The sequence below is a fragment of the Ferruginivarius sediminum genome (genome assembly GCF_003344765.1).
Lineage (GTDB): Bacteria > Pseudomonadota > Alphaproteobacteria > Kiloniellales > Rhodovibrionaceae > Ferruginivarius > Ferruginivarius sediminum.
Genome location: NZ_QPMH01000006.1, coordinates 88,061 through 107,789, shown reverse-complemented (window position 1 = coordinate 107,789; position 19,729 = coordinate 88,061). Strand labels below are relative to the sequence as shown.

Sequence of the window (19,729 nt, the reverse complement as noted above, 5' to 3'; positions counted from 1 at the left end):
AGGCATGAGCGATACGGGTGTCACTTGCCGCTCTTGCGGCGCCGGCGGCCTGCAGCACGTGCTCTCGCTTGGCGACAGTCCGCTGGCCGACCGCCTGCTGACGGCGGACGATCTGGGCAGGCCGGAGATCCAGGCACCGCTTGACGTGGTGTTCTGCTCTGAATGCTCGCTGGTTCAGCTCACGGTCTCGGTCTCGCCGGAAGAGCTGTTCTGTAACGATTACCCCTACTACTCCTCGGTCTCACCCTCGCTGCTGGCGCATTTCGCCGGCAGCGCGGAGAGCGTCATCGAGACGCGCGACCTCGGCCCCGACTCACTGGTGGTGGAGGCGGCCAGCAACGACGGTTACATGCTGCGCAACTTCACCAAGAGGGGCATCCAGGTCCTGGGGATCGATCCGGCGGATGGCCCGGCGAAGAAGGCGCAGGACGAGGGGATTCGAACCCTCAATACATTCTTCACGCAGGAACTGGCGCAGCAGCTTCGCGACAGGGACGGCTTACGTGCCGACGTGTTCCTGGCGAACAACGTGTTGGCCCACGTGCCCGACCTGAACGGCTTCGTCGCCGGCATCGCCACGTTGTTGAAGGACAGCGGCGTGGCCGTCATCGAGGCGCCATACGTTGTCGATCTGGTCGACAAGCTGGAGTTCGACACGATCTATCACCAGCACCTCTGCTACTTCTCGGTGACGGCACTGGATCATCTGTTCCGGCGGCACGGCCTGTACCTCAACGAGGTCCAGCGCACGCCGATCCATGGCGGCTCGCTGCGGCTTTTCGTCGAGCCCAGGGAGCAGCCGGGCGAAAGCGTGTGCTCGCTTCTCAAAGACGAACGGCGGCGGGGTGTCGATACCTTCGCCTATTACGGCGACTTCGCCGAGCGGGTGGGGCAACTGCGCCTGCGCCTGGTCGAGATGCTGAACGACATCAAGCAGCGCGGCGGGCGCATTGCCGGCTACGGCGCGGCGGCGAAGGCGACGACGCTGATGAACTACTGCGGCATCGACGCCGAGACGCTGGACTACGTCGTCGACCTGAACAGCTTCAAGCAGGGCCGCTACACAGGCGGGAACCATCTGCCCATCCTGCCGCCGGCGCGTCTGATGGAGGACAAGCCGGATTACGTCCTGATCCTCGCCTGGAACTTCTCCGACGAGATCATGAAGCAGCAGCAGGCGTACCGCGAACTGGGCGGGAAGTTCATCATTCCCGTGCCCGAGCCGCGCATCGACTGAACCTGGCCGAGGGAGACGCGGCTGTGAGCGAGCCATCGACATACTGCCCGAACTGCGGCGGACGGAACCTCAGCCAGTTCTACCGTTGCGACGACGTGCCCGCGCACAGCATGGTCCTGCTGCACGACCGGCAGGAGGCGGAGCGTTTCCCCACCGGCCGGATCACCCTGGCCTTCTGCGGCGACTGCGCGTTCATCACCAACACCCGCTTCGACCCGGCGCTGGAGCAGTACGGCGCCGACTACGAGGCGAGCCAGAGCTTCTCGAACACCTTCAATGCCTTCCACCGGAAGCTTGCGGGCGACCTGATCGAGCGCTACGGCCTGCACGGCAAGGAGGTGATGGAGATCGGCTGCGGCCAGGGCGAGTTCCTGCAGCTCCTCTGCGAGATGGGCGGCAACACGGGAATCGGCTTCGACCCGGCCTATACCAATGCTCACGGCCTGAACGCCGACGACAGCGGCCGGACGCGGGTTATCGCCGACTACTACTCGGAAGCCTACGGCGACTACGCGGCGGACTTCGTGTGCTGCAAGCAGACGCTGGAGCACATTCCGAACACGGCCGAGTTCGTGCGCAGCGTGCGCCGCGCCATCGGCGACCGGCCCGACACGCACGTCTTCTTCCAGGTTCCCGATTTCCTGCGGATCATGCAGGAAGGCGCGTTCTGGGACGTTTATTACGAGCACTGCTCCTACTTCACGCGACCTTCGCTCAGCTACGTGTTCCGGCGGGAGGGCTTCGACGTGCTGGGTAGCCGCGTCGAGTACGGCGATCAGTACCTGATGGTCGAGGCGAAGCCCGGCAGTGTCCCGCCGGCGGACGCCGTGAGGGCGGAAGGCGTCGCGGAGATCGCGGCCTGGGTGCGCCGTTTCGCCCGCAACTGGGAATATCAGGTCGAGCGGTGGCGGCACGAGCTGGCCGAGGCGGGGCGCCGCGGGCAGCGCACGGCGCTCTGGGGCGGCGGCTCCAAGGCCGTCGCCTTCCTCACGACCCTGGGCGCGGGGCCGGAGGTCGCCTATGCCGTGGACATCAATCCGCGCAAGCAGGGCGCCTTCCTGGCGGGCCGCGGCCATCCCGTGGTCGGCCCGGAGCACCTCAAGGACGCGCCGCCCGACCGGATCATCGTCATGAACCCGATCTACATGGATGAGATCCGCGCCGACCTCGACCGGCTGGGCCTGAACCCGACCCTGCTGCCGGTGACGGCCTTCACCGAAACGTGTGAGACGGAAGCATGACCATGCACGTGCAGTGCTTCGTCTGCGGCGGCGCCGATCTGGCGCCGCTGGTCGAGATGACCGACGTGCCGGTTCACTGCAACGTCGTCTGCAAGACGCGGGAAGAGGCGCTGGCGATGCCGCGCGCGGACCTCGATCTCGCCGTGTGCCGGGACTGCGGGCATATCTTCAACCGCGCGTTCGATCCGGAACGCATGCGCTATGACGGGGCCTACGAGAACTCGCTGCACGGCTCCGGCCTGTTCCAGGCGTATGCGGATGCGCTGGCCGACCGGCTGATCGCCGACCACGACCTGCGCGGCAAGGACGTCGTGGAGATCGGCTGCGGCAATGGCGCGTTCCTGGACCTGATCTGCGCCAAGGGCGGCAACCGGGGCTTCGGCTTCGACCCCAGCGGACGGCCACGCGACGAGGGTGCCAACGGCGAGGACGTGCGTATCTTCGCGGACTACTACGGCGAGGCTTATGGCCGCTACAAGGGCGACCTCGTCATCTGCCGGCATGTCCTGGAGCATATCGAGGAGCCGGGCGCCTTCGTGGATTTGCTGCGCTCCGCCATGAAGGACGAGTCGTCCCGGCTGTTCGTCGAAGTGCCGAACGGCATGTACACGCTGATTACAGGCCACATCTGGGACCTGATCTACGAGCACTGCTCTTATTTCTGCGAAAGCTCGCTTGCCCGCCTGCTGAGCGATAGCGGCTTGCCGGCAATTCGGCTGGCGCCTGCCTACGGCGACCAGTTCCTGTGCGCCGACGCCGCGCCCGGTTCCGGCTCGGGTAGTCAGGGCGAAATGCCGGAGTCCCTGCGTCATGTCGAAGCCTTCAGTGAAAGGTTTCATCGCATGGTCGGCCATTGGCGCGGCGAGTTGACGAGGGCGGTGCGCGATGGCCGGACCGTGGTTGCCTGGGGGGCGGGGTCCAAGGGTGTGACCTTTCTGAATCTCGTCGACCGCGGCATCGACGCCGTCCAGTGCATCGTCGACGTCAATCCGAAGAAGGACGGTAAGTTCGTCGCCGGCGCCGGGAAGCGGATCGTCGCGCCCGATGCCCTCAAGGCGGTTTCGCCCGACATCGTGCTGCTGATGAACCCGCTCTACCTTGAGGAGGTGAGGCGACAACTCTCGGATCTGGGCCTGGCGCCGGCGGTGAAAGTGGTCGAGGAGATGGACGCGGCCCCGGCGGCTTCGATGGAAGCCTCGTGACCCGGCCGTGTCGTGCGCTTTCCAATCCGCGATCAGGCGGTGGTTTTCAAAATCAAATTCATGACGGCCTGAATCAAAAGGGGTAATTCTAAATAATAGTACTACTATTGATCAAAAATACAGTCTGGCTCTCAATATTGTTCCCGTGATAGGGAAGCGACTCGCAGTGTATTTTCGCGATGGCAAGTGCCGCCGGCCTTGTATCGGGGCGAGCGCCGGGCGCCGCCAACGCAACATCCAGGGGATGATTCTCTTTGGCCCTTTCATCAGGCTCGAACAGCCGCGCTGAAGCGTTGCAGCACGCCGTGCGCTCGGTGCGCGGCGCGCTGACGGCGGTCGTTACATTCAGCTTTTTTATTAACCTGCTGATGCTGGTCGCGCCGCTCTACATGCTGCAGGTCTACGACCGCGTGCTGACCAGCCGCAACGAGACGACGCTGGTAATGCTGACCATCATCGCGGTCGGCATGCTGATCGTGTTCGGCTGCCTCGACCTTGTGCGCTCGCGCGTTCTGGTGCGGATCGGCACGCGCCTGGACGAGCGGCTGAAGGGGACGGTCTTCGCCTCGGTCTTTCAGCAGAGCGTCAAGAATCCGGGCGGGGGCCACGCGCAGGCGCTGCGCGACATGGACACCGTGCGCGATTTCACCACGGGCGCGGGGCTGATCGCCTTTGCCGACGCGCCGTGGGTGCCGGTGTTCATCGCTATCGTCTTCCTGTTCCATCCGGTCCTGGGCGCGGTGGCGCTGGCGGGCGCGTTGATCATCTTCATGCTGGCCCTGGCGAACGAGATCTTTACCCGGACTCCGTTGGCGAACGCCTCGCGCTTCGCGGTATCGGCCAATTCCTTCGTCGATACCAGCTTGCGTAATGCCGAGGTGGTCGCCGCCATGGGCATGCTGCCGGGCATCATGCGGCGCTGGGCGGATCGTCATGGCGATGTGCTGTCGCGCCAGTCGACGGCCAGCGACCGCGCCGGCCTGATCATGGCCAGCTCGCGCAGCCTGCGCCTGATCCTCCAGGTCGCGATGCTGGGCGTCGGTGCCTATCTGGTCCTGCTGCAGCAGATCACGCCGGGCACGATGATCGCGGCGTCGATCATCATGGGCCGCGCGCTCGCCCCGGTGGAGGCCGCGGTCGGGCAGTGGCGCGGCTTCGTCGGCGCGCGCATGGCATATCGGCGGCTTAACAAGCTGCTGCTTGCGAACGAGGGCGAGCCGGAGCGAATGCCGCTTCCCGCGCCGCAGGGCGCGATCGCCGTGGAGCGCGCCATCGTGGCGCCGCCGGGCACGCGGATGCCGGTCGTCAACGGCGCCAGCTTCCAGCTTGCGGCCGGCGAGGCGCTGGGCGTCGTGGGGTCAAGCGGTGCCGGCAAGACCAGCCTGGCCCGCGCGCTGATGGGCGTCTGGCCGGTGGCCTCGGGCAGTATCCGCCTCGACGGGGCGGATATCGGCGACTGGGACAAGTCGGCGCTGGGGCCGTACCTTGGCTATCTGCCGCAGGACGTCGAGCTGTTCGACGGCACCGTCGCCGAGAACATCGCCCGCTTCGGCCAGATCGACCCGGAGGCTGTGGTGCGCGCAGCCAGGATGGCGGGTGTCCACGAACTGATCCTGAGGCTGAGCGAGGGCTACGACACACAGATCGGCCCCGGCGGCGAATCGCTGTCGGCCGGTCAGCGTCAGCGTATCGGGCTGGCGCGCGCGCTCTATGGCGGGGTGCGCTTCGTGATGCTGGACGAGCCCAACGCCAACCTGGACATCGAGGGCGAGAAGGCGCTGTCTGAAGCGTTGACGGAATTGAAGCGGGCGGGGACGACCGTCGTCGTGATTACCCATCGCCTGCCGCTCCTCTCGAACGTGGACAAGATCCTGGTGCTGGAGCAGGGGCAGGTGAAAGCTTTCGGCCCGCGCCAGGAAATCATGGCGAAGCTGACGCGCCCGTCCGTGGTGCAAAGCCAGACACGACCGCGGGCGACGACGATGGCGGGGCAAGGCGCGGCCGGACACGGGGCGTCCGGTCAGGAAAGTGCGGAACAGGGGACCGCGGGCGGCGGGGCCGCGGGAATGGGGCACGGCACGACATCGTCACCGGATGAATCCGGGGATCGTTCGGGGCAATAACGTATTTGCAAGAAAACGCGTATCATTATCGAGCCGCGATTGCTGGCCCAGAGACCGAGGAACCGCAGATGAGCGTCCAACCGGAACGCAAGATCGACGAGCCGCAGCACAATGTCGTCGAACTCCCCAGGACCGGCGCCCCGACGCAGCCGCCGGAATCGGAGCACGGCAGTCCCAACAAGGTCGTCATCGCGGGCATTGCCATCATTCTGCTCGCCTTCGTGGGCATGGGCATCTGGGCGGCGACGGCGCCGCTGGACAGCGCGGCGATGGCGCCGGGTACGGTGGCCGTGGAGAGCAACCGCAAGGTCATCGAGCATCTGGACGGCGGCATCGTCGACCGGATCAACGTGCGCGACGGCCAGCAGGTCGAGCGCGGCCAGCTTCTGGTGAAGCTCGACGCGACCGAGGCGCAGGCCAACTACGATGCGGTGCGCCAGCGGCTCGATTCGGCCCTGGCCCGTCGGGCGCGCCTGATGGCCGAGCGGGCCGAGCAGCCGACGATCTCGTTTCCGGCCGAATTGACCGAGCGGCGCGGTGACTCGGCTTCGGTCGGCGAGGCGATTATGGGCGAGCGCGTCCACTTCCAGGCCCGGCGCCGGGCGCTTGAGGGCCAGCTTGCCTTGCAGGAGCAGAAGGTCGCCGAACTTCGGGAGGAGATTGCCGGCCTGAAGGCACAGCAGGACAGCACGCGCACCCAGGTTCGCCTTCTTGAAGAAGAACTGGTCGGCCTTCGCCAACTGAACGAGAAGGGCTTTTTCCCGAAGACCGAACTTCTGGCGAAGGAGCGCGAGATGGCTTCCCTGCAGGGCGACATCGGCTCCAAGCAGGCGGGGATGGCTCGCGCGAATGAGCGCATCAGCGAGGTGCGCATGCAGGTTCAGCAGATTCGCGAGGACTTCAACGAGAAGGTCGTTCGCGACCTGCGCGAGACCGAGGACGAGATCAGCGAGCTTCGCCAGCGCCTGATCGTCAACAAGCAGAAGCTGGACCGCACGACGATTACGGCCCCGCGCACCGGCACGATCCAGGAACTGGCCGTCCATACAGAGGGCGAGGTCATCAAGCCGGGCGAGGAGATCATGCAGATCGTGCCCTCCGGCGACCGCATGGTGGTCGACGCCGAGATCTCGCCCACCGACATCGACACCGTCTCCAGGGGCCAGGGGGCCGAGGTGCGGCTGACATCCTACAGCAGCCGCGTGACGCCGGTCCTGCAGGGCCGGGTGGTCACGATCTCCGCCGACCGGATCGTCAAGGAGCGCGAGAACCGGGCGTACTACAAGGCGCGCGTGGAGATTCCCGGCGAGGAACTCGCGAAGCTGGGCGAGCGGCAGCTTCAGGCGGGCATGCCGGCCGAGGTGCTGATCAAGACCGGCGAGCGCACCATGCTGGACTACCTGACCAAGCCGCTGACCGACGCCATGGCACGCGGGCTTATCGAGAAGTAGGGTGTGGCCTTCTTGTGTTTGCTGGGCCTTAGAGTCTGTTTGAGAATGGTTTTAATGGCTGATCCGGCGCAGCAGGAGGCTTCCCATGGCGACGTGGATCATCGCCTCGGAGACGTCGAGGCGTTGCTCGTAGTTGCGCACCAGGCGCCGCCATCAGGTCATCCAGCCGAAAGTCCGCTTGACCACCCAGCGCCGGGGCAGAACTTTGAAGCCGGCTCGTGGTCGATCCGGCGCACGACCTCGATGACGAAGTCGAGGAAGGTGGCCTTGTCCATGAGCTGCGTCTGGTCGTAGGCGACGTCGGCGGACACGACGTCGGCGCGTCGCGCCAATTGACCCAGGGTCAACGCTTGCGGATGGCGTCGAGGATCATCTGGGCGCCAGCGCTGTTCGAGATGTTGGCCTAGGTCAGGTAGACCATCAGCAGCCGGCCGTCGGTGTCGACCATCACGAGCCGCTTGCGGCCCACCGTCTTCTTGGCTGCATCGTAGCTACGCCGCGCACCCGGCGCGGGCGCCTTCACGCTCTGGCTGTCGACTACGCCGCCGCTCGGACTGGCCTCGCGGCCCGCCCGCTCGCGGTCCATCATCAGGGCAATGTCGTGGATCGTTCGGAACAACATCAACCGCACGAAGCGCCGGAACCATCAGTACACCGTCTGCCAGGGCGGAAAATCCTTGGGCAGCATCCGCCAGCCGCCGCCAGTGCGGGTCATATAGCGGATCGCGTTCACCACCTCCCGCAGGTCGACGCTCGGCTTGCGTCCCCGCTTCGTTGGCTTCGGCAGCAACGGTGCGATCCGAGCCCATTCCTCGTCGGTGAGATCGGTCGGATACCGCTTGGTCTTCCGTTCGATCAGCGGCCATCCGGACTCGCGCCTCTCGTGTCCACATCCAAGGTATGAATCACGAAAGCGCTTCCGAGGGAATCCCCTTCTCAAACAATCTCTAACTTTTCTCGCGAATATGACGAAAAATCGAAATATAATGAACGAGCTATTTGTAGAGTCATAGTAATAAATACATAAAATGGAAAATATATTGTGAGTGAACGATAAAGTATTTGAATATTTTCTTTGCCATCAAAAGGCTGCCGCACCCTATGGGCATGCAGTCGTTATATTTTTGTTAACAATTTGCACTGGATACTGTGCGTATCCAAAGATTTGCCAGTAAGAGCTGATATCAGGGGGCATCAAAAAGATGAAGAAATTTTCCGCTACCTTGGAACTTTTCGGTGAGAACATTGAGGTAAATGCTCTTCAGAAAAATGATTCTGAAGTTGAAATTCATTCTAATGCCCAAACGCTTGGTGTAATGCCTTCTATTGCGAAAATATATCTTTACGAAGATTATATAAATTTTGATGAAGAAAATATTAAACATTTTATTAGTACAATTCACATTGAAAAATCTAAATTCTTCAAATATTTTTTTATGGTAACAAGCCCAATGATTACAATAATAAGATTCTGTATAGGAATATTTGCCGGGATTGCGTCCTATATGTCATCATTCTGGATACTCGGGATATTTAGTCTCGTATTTTCATTGTTTCTTTTAATTGTCGTGGTTGCGTCATTCGCTTTCGCAGCTACAATTGCCTTATACAGTAGCCCGCTATGGCTTTCGGCAATGATTGCCGGCTATGAATTCAAAAGGAGAAATAAGCATGCAGTTTCTAAGTTGAAAGATTGTTGCCAGAAAATCGGTAGAGAAATTGTATCCGATTTGCCTAAATTGGAAGTGGTCGAAATAAAATAATTATTATGCGCTGCAATTATATAATAATGCCTGTATTTGATGGGATTTGTTTCAACGCAATTTCTGCGATGCTATTCGCCAGCGTCGACACGGCCTCATCGACGAGGGCGTCGTCGTTGCCGCCGGCGAGGACGCGGATCACCGGCTCGTTCTCCGAGGCGCGGACAAGCAGGTGGCCGTGGCCGTTCAGGCGCGTGCGCACCTCGGCGATCGTTGCCTGAACCTCGGCGGAGCGAAGGACGCCGCGTTCCGCCCGGACATTGGCGAGGCGCTGGGAGATCAGCTCGAAGGGGCGCAGGGTTTCGCTGGCCGGCCGTCCGGACGCGGCGACGGCCAAGAGGGCGTGCAACGCCGCGACAAGGCCATCCGCCGTGGCGGCATGGTCCGATAGCACGAAGTGCCCCGACGGCTCGCCGGCCAGGACATGTGCGCCCTCGCGCATCCGGGTCAGGATCCCGCGTTCGCTTGCCGGTCCCCGCAGCAGGTCCAGCCCCAGCCCCTTCAAGTAGGCGTCCAGGCCGAAATTGCTGGACCACGTACCGATCACGCCGGTACCGGGCGGAACGCCGAGCCTCTTTCGGAAAGCGGCAATCGTGCCGAGGATCTGATCGCTGTCGATCAGCGCGCCCGTCTCGTCCGCCATGGCAAGACAGGCGCCGTCGCCGTCCAGGGCGATGCCGAGATCGGCCCGGTGTTCCACCACGGCCTGCTGCATGACGCCTGGCGCGGTTGCGCCGCAATTCGCGTTGATGTTGAAGCCATCGGGCGCGCAGGCGATCTCCACCACCCGCGCGCCGATCCGGCGCAGCGCGCGCGGCGCGGTTTCGCAGGCGGCGCCGTTGGCGCAGTCGATCACGACCGTCAGGCCGTTCGGGCGGGCGCTGTCGGGCAGGGTTTCCGCCACGCGCTCCACATAACGGTGAGCAGCATCGTCGAGCTTGCTCACGCAGCCGATCTGCGCCGAGGAGACGTCCATCTCCTGCCCGCCGTCGCGGATGCCGGCCTCGATCTCCGCCTCCATCTCGTCGCCGAGCAGGTGGCCGTCGGCGCCGAAGAGCTTCAGGCCGTTTTCCGCATAGGGGTTCTGCGAAGCCGTGATCATCACGCCGAGATCGGCACCCAGTTCGGCCGTCAGCATGCCCACCGCCGCCGTCGGGATTTGGCCCAGCAGCAATACGTCGAGGCCGACAGCCGTGAACCCCGCGCTTAACGCCGGCTCCAGCATATGCCCGGAAAGTCGTGTGTCCCTGCCGACGACCGCAAGCTGCCGGCGGCCGCCGTGGCGCACGACGGCGCCCGCCGCCATGGCGATGGAGAGTGCGCTGCCGGCACCGAGAGCGCCGCGATTGGCCGTGCCCCGGATGCCGTCCCTGCCGAAAATCCCGCCCATGTTCCCCGTCCCTCGCGCTGCCCTGCTCGCTCGCGCCCGCCGGTCGCGAAACAGGGCAGTTACAGGACACGCCGCCGCCCTTGCTATTGCAACGATGCAATCGCGGTACGCGGCGGCTTCGGAGAGGTTACGCCGTTGGAGGGCCGGGCGCCCTGACCAGGGCGCGCGGGGAGAGGGTACGCGCGCCTGGCACGGTCGGGGTAGTCCGCATGACCCGCGCGACAGCCGGGCGGGTATATCGACACTTGTCTTCGCGCTCATGTAAGTGTCGGCCAGTCATGCAAACGTGTTCGCGATGCAGATCGAAAATCTCGACATTCCGGATGTGAAGCTCATCACCCTGCGTGCCTACGGCGACGCCCGCGGCGCGCTGGCCGAGAGCTTCAGCCGCCGCCGCTTCGAGGATGCGGGCCTTCCCGGCGATTTCCCGCAGTCCAACCTGTCGTATTCGCGCGACCGGGGCACCGTGCGCGGCCTGCATTATCAGAAGCCGCCGCACGCGCAGGGCAAGCTTGTGCAGGTGATGGCCGGGGCGATCCTCGACGTCGCCGTGGACCTGCGCCAGGACTCGCCGACCTTCGGCAAGCATGTGGCCGTGCGGCTGGAGGCCGGCGATTGGCGGCAGCTTTATGTTCCGGCCGGCTTCGCGCATGGCTTCTGCACGCTGATGCCGGAAACGACGGTGCACTACAACCTGACCGACTACTACGCCCCGGACTGCGAGGGCGGCGTGCTGTGGCACGACCCGTCGCTGGGCATCGACTGGCCGGTAAATGCGGCGGCCGCAACCGTATCGGAGAAGGACAGCCGCTGGCTGCCTCTCGCTGAAACGGCGGCGGATGAGTTGTTCTAGGAACCTTGGACGGGCAGGCGGATGGCGAAGCGGATTCTGATCACCGGCGGCGCGGGCTTCATCGGCTCGGCGATGGTGCGCCTGTTGATCGCCGAAACCGACAGCGCGGTGATCAACCTCGACAAGCTGACCTACGCGGCGAACCCCGACGCGGTCGCGGAGGTTGCCGGCAACCCGCGCTACAGCTTCGTCGAGGCCGATATCGCCGACGCCCCGCGCATGGCCGAGGTGCTGGCCCGGCACGCGCCCGACCTGGTGATGAACCTGGCCGCCGAGACCCACGTCGACCGCTCCATCGACGGGCCGGCGGACTTTATCAGCACCAACGTTGTCGGCACGCAGGTGCTGCTCGACGCCGTTCGCCGCTACTGGGAGGGGCTCGACGGCGCGCGGCGCGCGGCTTTCCGCTTCCACCACATCTCCACCGACGAGGTGTACGGCTCCCTCGGTGTGACGGGCGCCTTCACCGAAGAAACGGCCTACGCACCGAACTCGCCCTATGCCGCCAGCAAGGCGGCGTCCGACCATCTGGTCCGGGCCTGGCACAAGACCTATGGCCTGCCGGTGGTGATCACCAATTGCTCCAACAACTACGGCCCGTGGCAGTTTCCGGAAAAGCTGATCCCGCTGGTGGTGACGAAGGCGCTGGACGGCGAGGCGCTCCCAATCTACGGGCGCGGCGAGAACGTGCGCGATTGGCTGCACGTGGACGACCATGCGCGCGGCCTTTTGCTGGCCGCGACCGAGGGCCGTATTGGCGAGCATTACAACATCGGCGGCGGGGCCGAGCGGCGGAACATCGAGGTGGTCCGCGCCATCTGCGACATCCTGGACGAGCTAAGCCCCCGCTCCGACGGCCGGCCGTACCGCGAGCAGATCACATTCGTCGCCGACCGGCCGGGCCACGACCTGCGCTATGCCGTCGATTCCGGGAAGATCCGGCGCGAACTCGGCTGGGCGCCGGCGGAGACGTTCGAAAGCGGGCTGCGCAAGACGGTGCGGTGGTACCTGGATAATGCCGCCTGGTGGCGTCGCATCCGGCGCGAGCGCTACGACGGCCAGCGTCTGGGCAAGACGGCATGAGCGGCCCAGGGCGCGTGCTGGTGTTCGGCGGCGATGGCCAGCTTGGCCGTGGCCTGCGGAAGGCGGCCGCCGACTCCCGGGCGGAGCTTATGGCGCTGGGGCATGGTGAGGTGGATATCGCCGATGCCGGAAGCGTCGCCGACGCAATCGCCAATGCCGCGCCCGGCACCGTCATTAACGCCGCCGCCTATACCAAGGTCGACGATGCCGAGGACGAGACCGAGGCAGCCTACAGGGTCAATCGCGATGGCGCGGCGAACATCGCCCGGGCCTGCGCCCGGCAGGGCTGCGCGTTGATCCACGTCTCTACCGATTATGTCTTCGACGGCACGTCCGAGCGGCCCTGGCGGCCGGACGACCCGCCGTCGCCGCTGAACGCCTATGGCGCGACCAAGCTGGCGGGCGAGGAGGCCGTACGGGCGGCGGGGGCGCAGGCGGCCATCGTGCGTACTGCCTGGGTGTTCTCGCCGTGGGGCCAGAACTTCGTGCGCAGCATGCTGCGGCTGGGGCGCGAGCGGGAGCGCCTGACCATTGTCGACGATCAGACCGGCAGTCCGACCTCCGCCATCGACCTGGCGCGCGCGCTTCTTGCCGCCGCGCCGCATGTTCGCGACGGCGTTACCGGCACCTTTCACTTCGGCGGGCAGCCCCCGGTAAGCTGGTACGGCTTCGCGCGCGTGATCTTCGACCTTGCCGCGCCGGGCTGGCCGCGCGTGCCGGAAGTGCAGCCGATTCCCAGCAGCGAGTTCCCGACACGCGCCCGGCGGCCGCACTACTCGGTGCTGGATACAAGCGCGTTCGAGGCGGCCTTCGGCTATCCGGCACCGGACTGGCGCGCCTCGCTGCGCGAGGTGCTGGGCGAGCTTGGCGAACTGGAAACCGAAAGGGGCGCGACTTGAAAGGCATCATCCTGGCCGGCGGCAACGGCACGCGCCTGTATCCGGCGACCTTCGCGGTCAGCAAGCAGCTTCTGCCGATCTACGACAAGCCGCTTGTCTACTATCCGCTGAGCACGCTGATGCTGGCCGGCATCCGCGAGATCCTGGTGATCACCCGGCCGGAGGAGCAGGAACTGTTCCGCCGCCTGCTGGGAGACGGAAGCCATCTTGGCATCGGTATCGAATACGCCGCGCAGGCCGAACCGAACGGCATTGCCGAGGCCTTCATCATCGGCCGCGACTTCCTGGCCGGGCAGGGGGCTTCGCTGATCCTGGGCGACAACATCTATTTCGGCCACGGCCTGCCGGAAACGCTGCGGCGCATGACCTCGCGCGAGGCAGGGGCGTCGGTCCTGACCTATTGGGTGGCCGACCCGGAACGCTATGGCGTCGTCGAATTCGCCGAGGACGGGACGCCGCGCCGCTTGCTGGAGAAGCCCGACCCGGCCCCGTCGAACTGGGCCGTCACCGGCTTCTACGTCTATGACGAACGGGTGTCCGACATTGCCGGCAACCTGCGGCCCTCGGCGCGCGGCGAACTGGAGATTACCGACCTCAACAACTGGTACCTGGAGCGCGGCGAGCTTGACGTGGAGCGCCTGGGGCGCGGTTACGCCTGGCTGGATACCGGCACGCACGCGTCGATGCTGGACGCCAGCGCCTTCGTGCAGACCATCGAGGCCCGCCAGGGCATGAAGGTCGCCTGCGTGGAGGAGGTCGCCTACCGCATGGGCTATATCGACGGCGACCAGCTCTGCCGCCTGGCGCGCAGCCAAGCCAAATCAGGTTACGGCGCGTATCTGGAGGATATCCACCGCGCGGGGCGCTGACGGCCCTGTGCGGTCGATGAAGACCGAGGGCGGCAAGAAGCGCCGTCGAGGCATGGTCTTGCGCTTGACCCCGGTCAATGCGCGATTGTCGTTTCTTCCCCAGAGTATCGTTGGCATGGCGGATTGAGGCTTGACCCGAGCCTGGAAAAACAAGGAAAGAAGCCCGGCCTGAGGACCTTGATGTCCTGTGCGTGGTGATGCCCTGCCGGGCAACATGACCCATGTTCCGCGCTATTCTGGTTGTGCTATTGCTTGTCTATGCTGCGGGGTCCGCGCGCGCTCCCGCCTCCGACGAGGCGCGGCTATCGCCGTGGTTTGGGACGGACAGCCAGGGTGGCGTCGTCGTCGACCTCTATTTCTTCTGGACGTACACCTGTCCCCACTGCCTCAAGGCCGCTGCCTTCCTTTCCGAACTTGAAGCCGAATGGCCCTGGCTTCGCGTACATCGCCACGAGGTCGTCGCGATCCCCGCCAACGCCGAGCTTTTCGCTGAAATGGCGGAATCCGTGGGGGAGGAGGCCCAATACGTTCCGGCGGTCTTTATATGCGGGCGGTCGATCGTCGGCTTCGACGGGGCGGAAACGACCGGGGCCAGGATACGGGCGCTGAGTGAAAAATGCAGAAGTTATGCGACGCAGGCGCTTTCGGGGGACGTCTCGGCAGCGCCCTTACAAGCCAAACGAACTGCCGAAATTCCCCTGCTCGGCACCGTCTCCTTGGAGACGTATTCGCTTCCCCTGCTGACACTGGTCCTCGCGGGTCTCAATGCCTTCAACCCGTGCAGCTTTTTCGTACTTTTGTTCCTGCTAAGTCTCCTTGTCCACGCTCACAGCCATGCACGGATGGCCATTGTGGGTGGCGCATTCGTGTTGTTTTCGGGTGTGATCTATTTCCTGTTCATGGCGGCGTGGCTGAACTTCTTCATGGTCGTGGGGCAAATTGCCGTAATCACCACAGTTGCGGGCTTGGTGGCTCTTGCTATCGGCATTCTGAATGTCAAGGACTTCCTACGGCTTGCGCCCGGTGTGAGCCTGCATATTCCGGAATCGGCCAAGCCGAAGCTGTTCGCGCGCATGCGGCAGCTCGTTCAGGCCGCGAATCTGCCCTTGTTGCTGTCGGGAACCGCCGTCCTGGCCATTGGCGCCAACCTCTATGCCGTGCTCTGCACAGCCGGCTTTCCAATGGTCTACACCCGTGCCCTGACGCTGCAGGACCTCAGCCCCGCCGGGCATTACCTCTATCTTGCGCTTTACAACGTCATCTACGTGATCCCGCTGGCCGCCATTGTCGCATGGTTCGCCATAACACTCGGCACGCACAGACTGACTGAGCGGGAAGGCCGGCTTCTCAAGCTCGTCTCGGGCTTGATGATGCTGGGACTTGGCACGGTGTTGGTCGTCGCGCCGGGGCTGATGGTGGAATTGTTCGTGCCTGTAGGCCTGGTTGCGTTCGCAGTTGCTGTTACCGCTGCGGCCGCCTGGCGGGAGCGTCACGCTGGATAGTCGCTGACGCCACCCTGGTCCTCGGTTGTCGCCCGCCAGCGTCTGGGAACTACTTCTTCCGGCGACTCCTCCTAGACCTCGAACAGCCGCGTCTGGCCGGGGGCCAGCGTCGTTTCCTCCTGCCGGACTTTCACGTGGATCGGCCGCTCCGGCCGCCGCCCGGCGGTGAGGGTCAATCGGCCCGGTGTCAGGTCCACGGCCAATGGCTGGCCGCGATAGGTCATGCGGAAACTCAGCCGGTGCAGGTCGTCGGGCAGGCACGGCGAGAGGTGCAGGGCGTCACGGCGCAGTTCGATGCCGGTATAGCAGCGCTGGATCAGGTCCACCGTGCCGGCCATCGCGCCAACGTGGATGCCCTCGGCCGTCGTTCCGCCCTGGATGTCGCAGATGTCGCTTTCCAGCGCCTCGCGGAACAGTTGCCAGGATCTTGTGCGGTCCCCCCGAGCCAGCACCCAGGCATGGACCACGCGGCTCAGCGTCGAGCCGTGCGAGGTGCGGGACTCGTAATACTCGATCGTGCGCGGGATACTCTGCGGGTCGAAGGGGTAGCCCAGGCGCTCGAACAGCTCGGTGAGTTCCTCGGACGAGAACAGGTAGAACAGCATCAGCACATCGGCTTGCTTGGAAACCTTGTAGCGGTTGGGCGTGTCGCCCTCGGCCTCCAGGATGCGGTCGAGGCGCTGGATGTCGCCGTACTTCTCCCGGTAATGCGCCCAGTCGAACTCTTCCAGCGTGGCATAGCCCTCGAACTGGCTGATGATGTCGCGGTCGTGGAAGGGGATGCGCATCTTGCGGCTGATGGCGTCCCATTCCTTTAATTCGCTGTCGCTCAATCCCATCATGTCGCGCAGCCGGGTCGCGTGCCCCTCCGGCACGGTTTCCAGCGTTTCCAGCGCCCGGCACAGCACCCAGACGGCCATGATGTTGGTATAGGCGTTGTTCAGCAGGCCGGGCCGGTCGGCGCCGGGATAGGCGTCATGGTACTCGTCCGGCCCCATAACGCCAGCGATCTCGTACCGCGCGTGGCGCGCGTTGTAGGTGGCGGTGCTGGCCCAGAAACGCGCGATTTCCAGGATCACCTCGCCGGCGCGGTGGGCCAGGAAGTGGATGTCGCCGGTCGCCTGGTAGTACTGCCACATATTGTAGGCGACGGCCGTGCCGACGTGGCGCTGTAGATAGGAGTTGTCCGGCAGCCAACGCTGCGAGCGCGGGTTCAGGTGCAGCGCCTGCGTCTCCTCCCGGCCGTCGCTGCCGCTTTGCCAGGGATACATCGCGCCGCGATAGCCGGCTTCCTGCGCGGTGGCCCTGGCTTCACCCAGCCGGCGGTGGCGGTAGGACAGCAACCCGCGCGTGATCTCCGGATCGCGCAGGTTCAGGACGGGGAAGACGAACAACTCGTCCCAGAACACGTGCCCGTGGTAGGCCTCGCCGTGCAGCCCGCGCGCGGGAATGCAGCTCTTGGCGGCGTGGTCCTCGCTGGTCACCGTCTGCAGCAGATGGAACAGGTGCAGGCGCAGGACTTTCTGTGCGTCATTGCCGTTGGGGGTTGCCTTGCTGGCAAGGTGCAGGTCGAAGCGCTGCCAGATGTGGGCCCAGGCCGTCGCCTGCGATTCGAACAGCTCCGGCACGCTGGGCGCGCGGGCCACCAGCTTGCAGGCGGCGTCGCCGGCCTCGGAAATCGCCGTGTCGGCCGAGGTGAAGATGGCCGCGGTTTTGCGCACGGCCATCGTCCGGCCCTGTTCCAGTGTGGTGGCGAAGACCTGGGCACAGCGGTCGTCGTCCTGCTCAACTTCGGGCGTCAGCGCGATCGGCTGGCCGTCGCACAGAATTTGTGTCCGTGCCGCCACGGCGACCCGCAGCTCGGACTGCACCGTTTCCATCTTCAGGAACAGCATCTGTGCGTCCGCCCTCGCCTCCAGCGGGCGCAGGTGCCGGCCATTGAACGCCCGGTAGCGCTCGACCCCCTTGTTCTCCACGCGGCCATCCAGGCCGGAACGCACCTCGACATGGCCGCTCCAGTTCAGCGCTGCGACCGCGATCTCCAGGGCCATCAAGTGGCGTTCGTGCACATGCACTATACGCCGCTCGGCGATCCGGGTTTCGCGGCCCTCGTGGTCGCGAATGCGGTAGTGGCGTTCCAGCATACCGCGACGCAGGTCCAGGACTTGTTCATAGTCCGGCGTCTCGTGCCGGTCCGGCTGCAGCCAGTGCCCGCCATCGACGCGGATCGCGACGGGCAGCCAGTTCGGCATGTTGACCAGGTCCTCGATCTCGACCGTCCGGCCGGCAATCTCGGTCTTCAGGCGGTTGTAGCCGCCGGAGATGTAGGTCCCCGGATAGTGCGTGCCGTCCGCCTCGGACTCTGGCGCGGCACCGCGCGTGCCCAGGTAGCCGTTGGCGAGCGTGGACAGCGCCTCGCGCAGCCCTTCCGAGGCCGGATCGTAGCCTGTGTAGACGAGCCGCCAGTCGTCGCTCATTCAACGCCTCCGCGTTGCCGACGCCTCGCTCAGCGCGGCCAGGAATGCCCGTACCGCCTCAACGTCTTCCAGCTGGTAGCGCGCCCGCGTCGCCCCATAGCCTTCGCCGACAAGGATGCCGATACCGCTTTCGGCAAGCTGTGCGAAGGCGTCCTCGTCGGTGACGTCGTCGCCCAGGTAGATCGCCAGCACACCGGTGTCCGACAGATCCAGCGCGCTCAGCAGCCAGTCGACGGCCTTGCCCTTGTCCCAGGGAATGCCCGGGCGGAACTCGTAGACCTTCTTGCCCAGCGTGCGCGCCAAGCGTGGATGCCGTCGCTGCGCGGCGTCGACGGCCTCGTTCACCGCGTCCTGCCGCGCCGGCGGCACCTGACGATAGTGGACGGCGACGCCATAGCGCTTTTCCTCGACGATGGCGCCCGGCACCTCGGCCAGGGCCTCACGCAGTTCCTCGGCGGCTGCGCGCAGCTCGTCGCGGTGGGCCGCGCCCTCCTCGTGCTCGATCCGCTGGCCGTGCGGCGCGGCGATGTCGAAGCCGTGGCTGCCGGCGTAGATCAGGTCTCCCACGCCGACGCGCTCGGCCACGTCGGCGCGGTCGCGGCCGCTGATGACGGCGACGGTGCAGACCTTTGCCAGGCCGCGCAGCACGTCGCGCATTTCGGGCGACAGCACGGCCAGATCGGGCCGCGCCACGATAGGTGTGAGCGTGCCGTCATAATCGAGGAAGACAGCCAGCCGCCGGCTTGCGGCGATGGCCGTCAGTTCGGGAAGGGCGTCAAGGGCGGACGGCAGTTCCTCCGGCAATCGCTTTGTCGCGCCAGAGACACCGAGCTTGCGCAGATCGACCAGCGCCACGTCGGCGCCGTGGGCGCGCAGGTCCTCGGCGGCGTTGCCGCGCGCGACGCCGACCACGAGGCCGAATCCTCCGGCCTTGCCGGCCTCGACGCCGGACAGCGCGTCTTCCAGCACCGCCGCGCGGGCGGGCTCGACCCCCGCCCGGCGGGCGGCCAGCAGGAACAGGTCGGGCGCGGGTTTTCCGGCAAGGTTTTCGGCGACAAGGTCATTGCCATCTACGCGCAGGTCGAACGACTCCTCCAGATCCGCCGCCGCCAGCACGGAGGCGACGTTCCGGCTCGACGATACGACGGCGCAGACAAGGCCCGCCGCCCGGACGCGCTTGATGAAGTCCAGGGCGTCGTCGTGCACCTTGACGCCGCGTTCCGCCATCAGGCGGTGGTAGGCGGCGTTCTTGGTATTGGCGATGCCGCGCACGCTGAGGTCGGCGGCGGTGTCGGCCTCCTTGCCGTCGGGAAGTTCGATCCCGCGCGCCTGCAGGAAGGCGCGGATACCGGCCTCGCGCGGCTTGCCGTCGACGTGGCGGTGGTAATCGGTGTCGATATCGAAGGGCGCCGTGCTGCCATCCCTCTGCCGGCTCCATTCCGCCAGCGCCTGGTCGAGGGCTTCCTTCCACGCGGCGGCGTGCAGTGCCGCCGTTTCCGTCACCACGCCGTCGAGGTCGAGCAGCACGGCATCGAACCGCTCGACCGCGATCGTCGCGGCGTTCGCATCCGACGAGCTGGCGCGTGTGGCGGGTGTCACCGGGTCACCTTCGGGTCGCGCGCGGCCAGGGCCGGCTGCT

The 19,729-nt window shown here is 65.3% G+C and carries 14 protein-coding genes and 1 pseudogene; 11 read left to right on the top strand and 4 right to left on the bottom strand.

Annotated elements, in window-relative coordinates; genetic code table 11:
- The first annotated feature begins 4 nt into the window (after positions 1 to 4).
- The 5 genes from DRB17_RS08530 to DRB17_RS08510 all read left to right on the top strand — a co-directional run bounded on the left by DRB17_RS08530 (position 5) and on the right by DRB17_RS08510 (position 7,254).
- A complete protein-coding gene (locus tag DRB17_RS08530; protein WP_114581782.1) occupies positions 5 to 1,237 on the top strand; it encodes a class I SAM-dependent methyltransferase in 1,233 nt (410 codons plus the stop codon).
- Positions 1,238 to 1,260: 23 nt separating this feature from the next.
- Positions 1,261 to 2,478 carry a class I SAM-dependent methyltransferase gene (locus DRB17_RS08525; RefSeq protein WP_206607827.1) on the top strand — a complete coding sequence of 406 codons (1,218 nt, stop codon included), beginning with the start codon at positions 1,261 to 1,263 and terminating at the stop codon, positions 2,476 to 2,478.
- Positions 2,475 to 3,680, top strand: coding sequence for a class I SAM-dependent methyltransferase (locus DRB17_RS08520; RefSeq protein ID WP_114581781.1), 1,206 nt, complete (start codon positions 2,475 to 2,477; stop codon positions 3,678 to 3,680). Before DRB17_RS08525 ends, DRB17_RS08520 begins: the two co-directional genes overlap by 4 nt.
- Before the next feature lie 254 nt (positions 3,681 to 3,934).
- Positions 3,935 to 5,803 (top strand): type I secretion system permease/ATPase, encoded by a 1,869-nt coding sequence (locus DRB17_RS08515; protein WP_114581780.1) that lies wholly within the window; start codon positions 3,935 to 3,937, stop codon positions 5,801 to 5,803.
- A 68-nt stretch (positions 5,804 to 5,871) separates the two neighbouring features.
- Positions 5,872 to 7,254, top strand: a complete 1,383-nt coding sequence (locus DRB17_RS08510; protein ID WP_114581779.1) for an HlyD family type I secretion periplasmic adaptor subunit — start codon at positions 5,872 to 5,874, stop codon at positions 7,252 to 7,254.
- Between the two features lie 51 nt (positions 7,255 to 7,305).
- Here the strand turns inward: DRB17_RS08510 and DRB17_RS08505 are convergent.
- Positions 7,306 to 8,147: pseudogene (locus DRB17_RS08505) on the bottom strand (IS5 family transposase).
- A gap of 309 nt (positions 8,148 to 8,456) precedes the next feature.
- Here DRB17_RS08505 and DRB17_RS19925 point away from each other — a divergent pair.
- Positions 8,457 to 9,017 (top strand): hypothetical protein, encoded by a 561-nt coding sequence (locus DRB17_RS19925; protein ID WP_147274854.1) that lies wholly within the window; start codon positions 8,457 to 8,459, stop codon positions 9,015 to 9,017.
- 16 nt (positions 9,018 to 9,033) lie between these two features.
- Here DRB17_RS19925 and DRB17_RS08495 read toward each other — a convergent pair whose 3' ends face one another.
- Positions 9,034 to 10,407, bottom strand: a complete 1,374-nt coding sequence (locus DRB17_RS08495) for a phosphohexomutase domain-containing protein (protein WP_114581777.1) — start codon at positions 10,405 to 10,407, stop codon at positions 9,034 to 9,036.
- 295 nt (positions 10,408 to 10,702) lie between these two features.
- Here DRB17_RS08495 and rfbC point away from each other — a divergent pair, with 295 nt between their 5' ends.
- From rfbC to DRB17_RS08470, 5 genes are all read left to right on the top strand, one after another.
- The gene (gene rfbC / locus DRB17_RS08490; RefSeq protein WP_114581889.1) at positions 10,703 to 11,260 is read left to right on the top strand and encodes a dTDP-4-dehydrorhamnose 3,5-epimerase; all 558 of its coding nucleotides are present in this window, start codon (positions 10,703 to 10,705) and stop codon (positions 11,258 to 11,260) included.
- A 21-nt stretch (positions 11,261 to 11,281) separates the two neighbouring features.
- Complete coding sequence (rfbB, locus tag DRB17_RS08485; RefSeq protein WP_114581776.1) at positions 11,282 to 12,343, top strand: dTDP-glucose 4,6-dehydratase; 1,062 nt, start codon at positions 11,282 to 11,284, stop codon at positions 12,341 to 12,343.
- A complete protein-coding gene (gene rfbD / locus DRB17_RS08480; RefSeq protein ID WP_114581775.1) occupies positions 12,340 to 13,242 on the top strand; it encodes a dTDP-4-dehydrorhamnose reductase in 903 nt (300 codons plus the stop codon). The genes rfbB and rfbD overlap by 4 nt, the downstream gene beginning before the upstream one ends.
- Positions 13,239 to 14,111, top strand: a complete 873-nt coding sequence (rfbA, locus tag DRB17_RS08475; protein ID WP_114581774.1) for a glucose-1-phosphate thymidylyltransferase RfbA — start codon at positions 13,239 to 13,241, stop codon at positions 14,109 to 14,111. The genes rfbD and rfbA overlap by 4 nt, the downstream gene beginning before the upstream one ends.
- 221 nt (positions 14,112 to 14,332) lie before the next feature.
- Positions 14,333 to 15,613: a glutaredoxin family protein gene (locus tag DRB17_RS08470; protein WP_114581773.1), complete on the top strand. Its 1,281-nt coding sequence runs from the start codon at positions 14,333 to 14,335 to the stop codon at positions 15,611 to 15,613.
- A gap of 71 nt (positions 15,614 to 15,684) precedes the next feature.
- Here DRB17_RS08470 and DRB17_RS08465 read toward each other — a convergent pair whose 3' ends face one another.
- Together DRB17_RS08465 and otsB are read right to left on the bottom strand one after the other, a co-directional pair.
- Positions 15,685 to 18,090: a glycoside hydrolase family 65 protein gene (locus tag DRB17_RS08465; protein ID WP_114581772.1), complete on the bottom strand. Its 2,406-nt coding sequence runs from the start codon at positions 18,088 to 18,090 to the stop codon at positions 15,685 to 15,687.
- A complete protein-coding gene (otsB, locus tag DRB17_RS08460) occupies positions 18,091 to 19,689 on the bottom strand; it encodes a trehalose-phosphatase (RefSeq protein ID WP_206607826.1) in 1,599 nt (532 codons plus the stop codon).
- Between the last annotated feature and the right edge of the window lie 40 nt (positions 19,690 to 19,729).

Coding starts and splice junctions, on each gene's coding strand:
- DRB17_RS08530 (WP_114581782.1), top strand. CDS start 5: ATGAGCGATACGGGTGTCACTTGCCGCTCTTGCGGCGCCGGCGGCCTG.
- DRB17_RS08520 (WP_114581781.1), top strand. CDS start 2,475: ATGACCATGCACGTGCAGTGCTTCGTCTGCGGCGGCGCCGATCTGGCG.
- DRB17_RS08510 (WP_114581779.1), top strand. CDS start 5,872: ATGAGCGTCCAACCGGAACGCAAGATCGACGAGCCGCAGCACAATGTC.
- DRB17_RS19925 (WP_147274854.1), top strand. CDS start 8,457: ATGAAGAAATTTTCCGCTACCTTGGAACTTTTCGGTGAGAACATTGAG.
- DRB17_RS08495 (WP_114581777.1), bottom strand. CDS start 10,407: ATGGGCGGGATTTTCGGCAGGGACGGCATCCGGGGCACGGCCAATCGC.
- rfbC (WP_114581889.1), top strand. CDS start 10,703: ATGCAGATCGAAAATCTCGACATTCCGGATGTGAAGCTCATCACCCTG.
- rfbB (WP_114581776.1), top strand. CDS start 11,282: ATGGCGAAGCGGATTCTGATCACCGGCGGCGCGGGCTTCATCGGCTCG.
- rfbD (WP_114581775.1), top strand. CDS start 12,340: ATGAGCGGCCCAGGGCGCGTGCTGGTGTTCGGCGGCGATGGCCAGCTT.
- DRB17_RS08470 (WP_114581773.1), top strand. CDS start 14,333: ATGTTCCGCGCTATTCTGGTTGTGCTATTGCTTGTCTATGCTGCGGGG.
- DRB17_RS08465 (WP_114581772.1), bottom strand. CDS start 18,090: ATGAGCGACGACTGGCGGCTCGTCTACACAGGCTACGATCCGGCCTCG.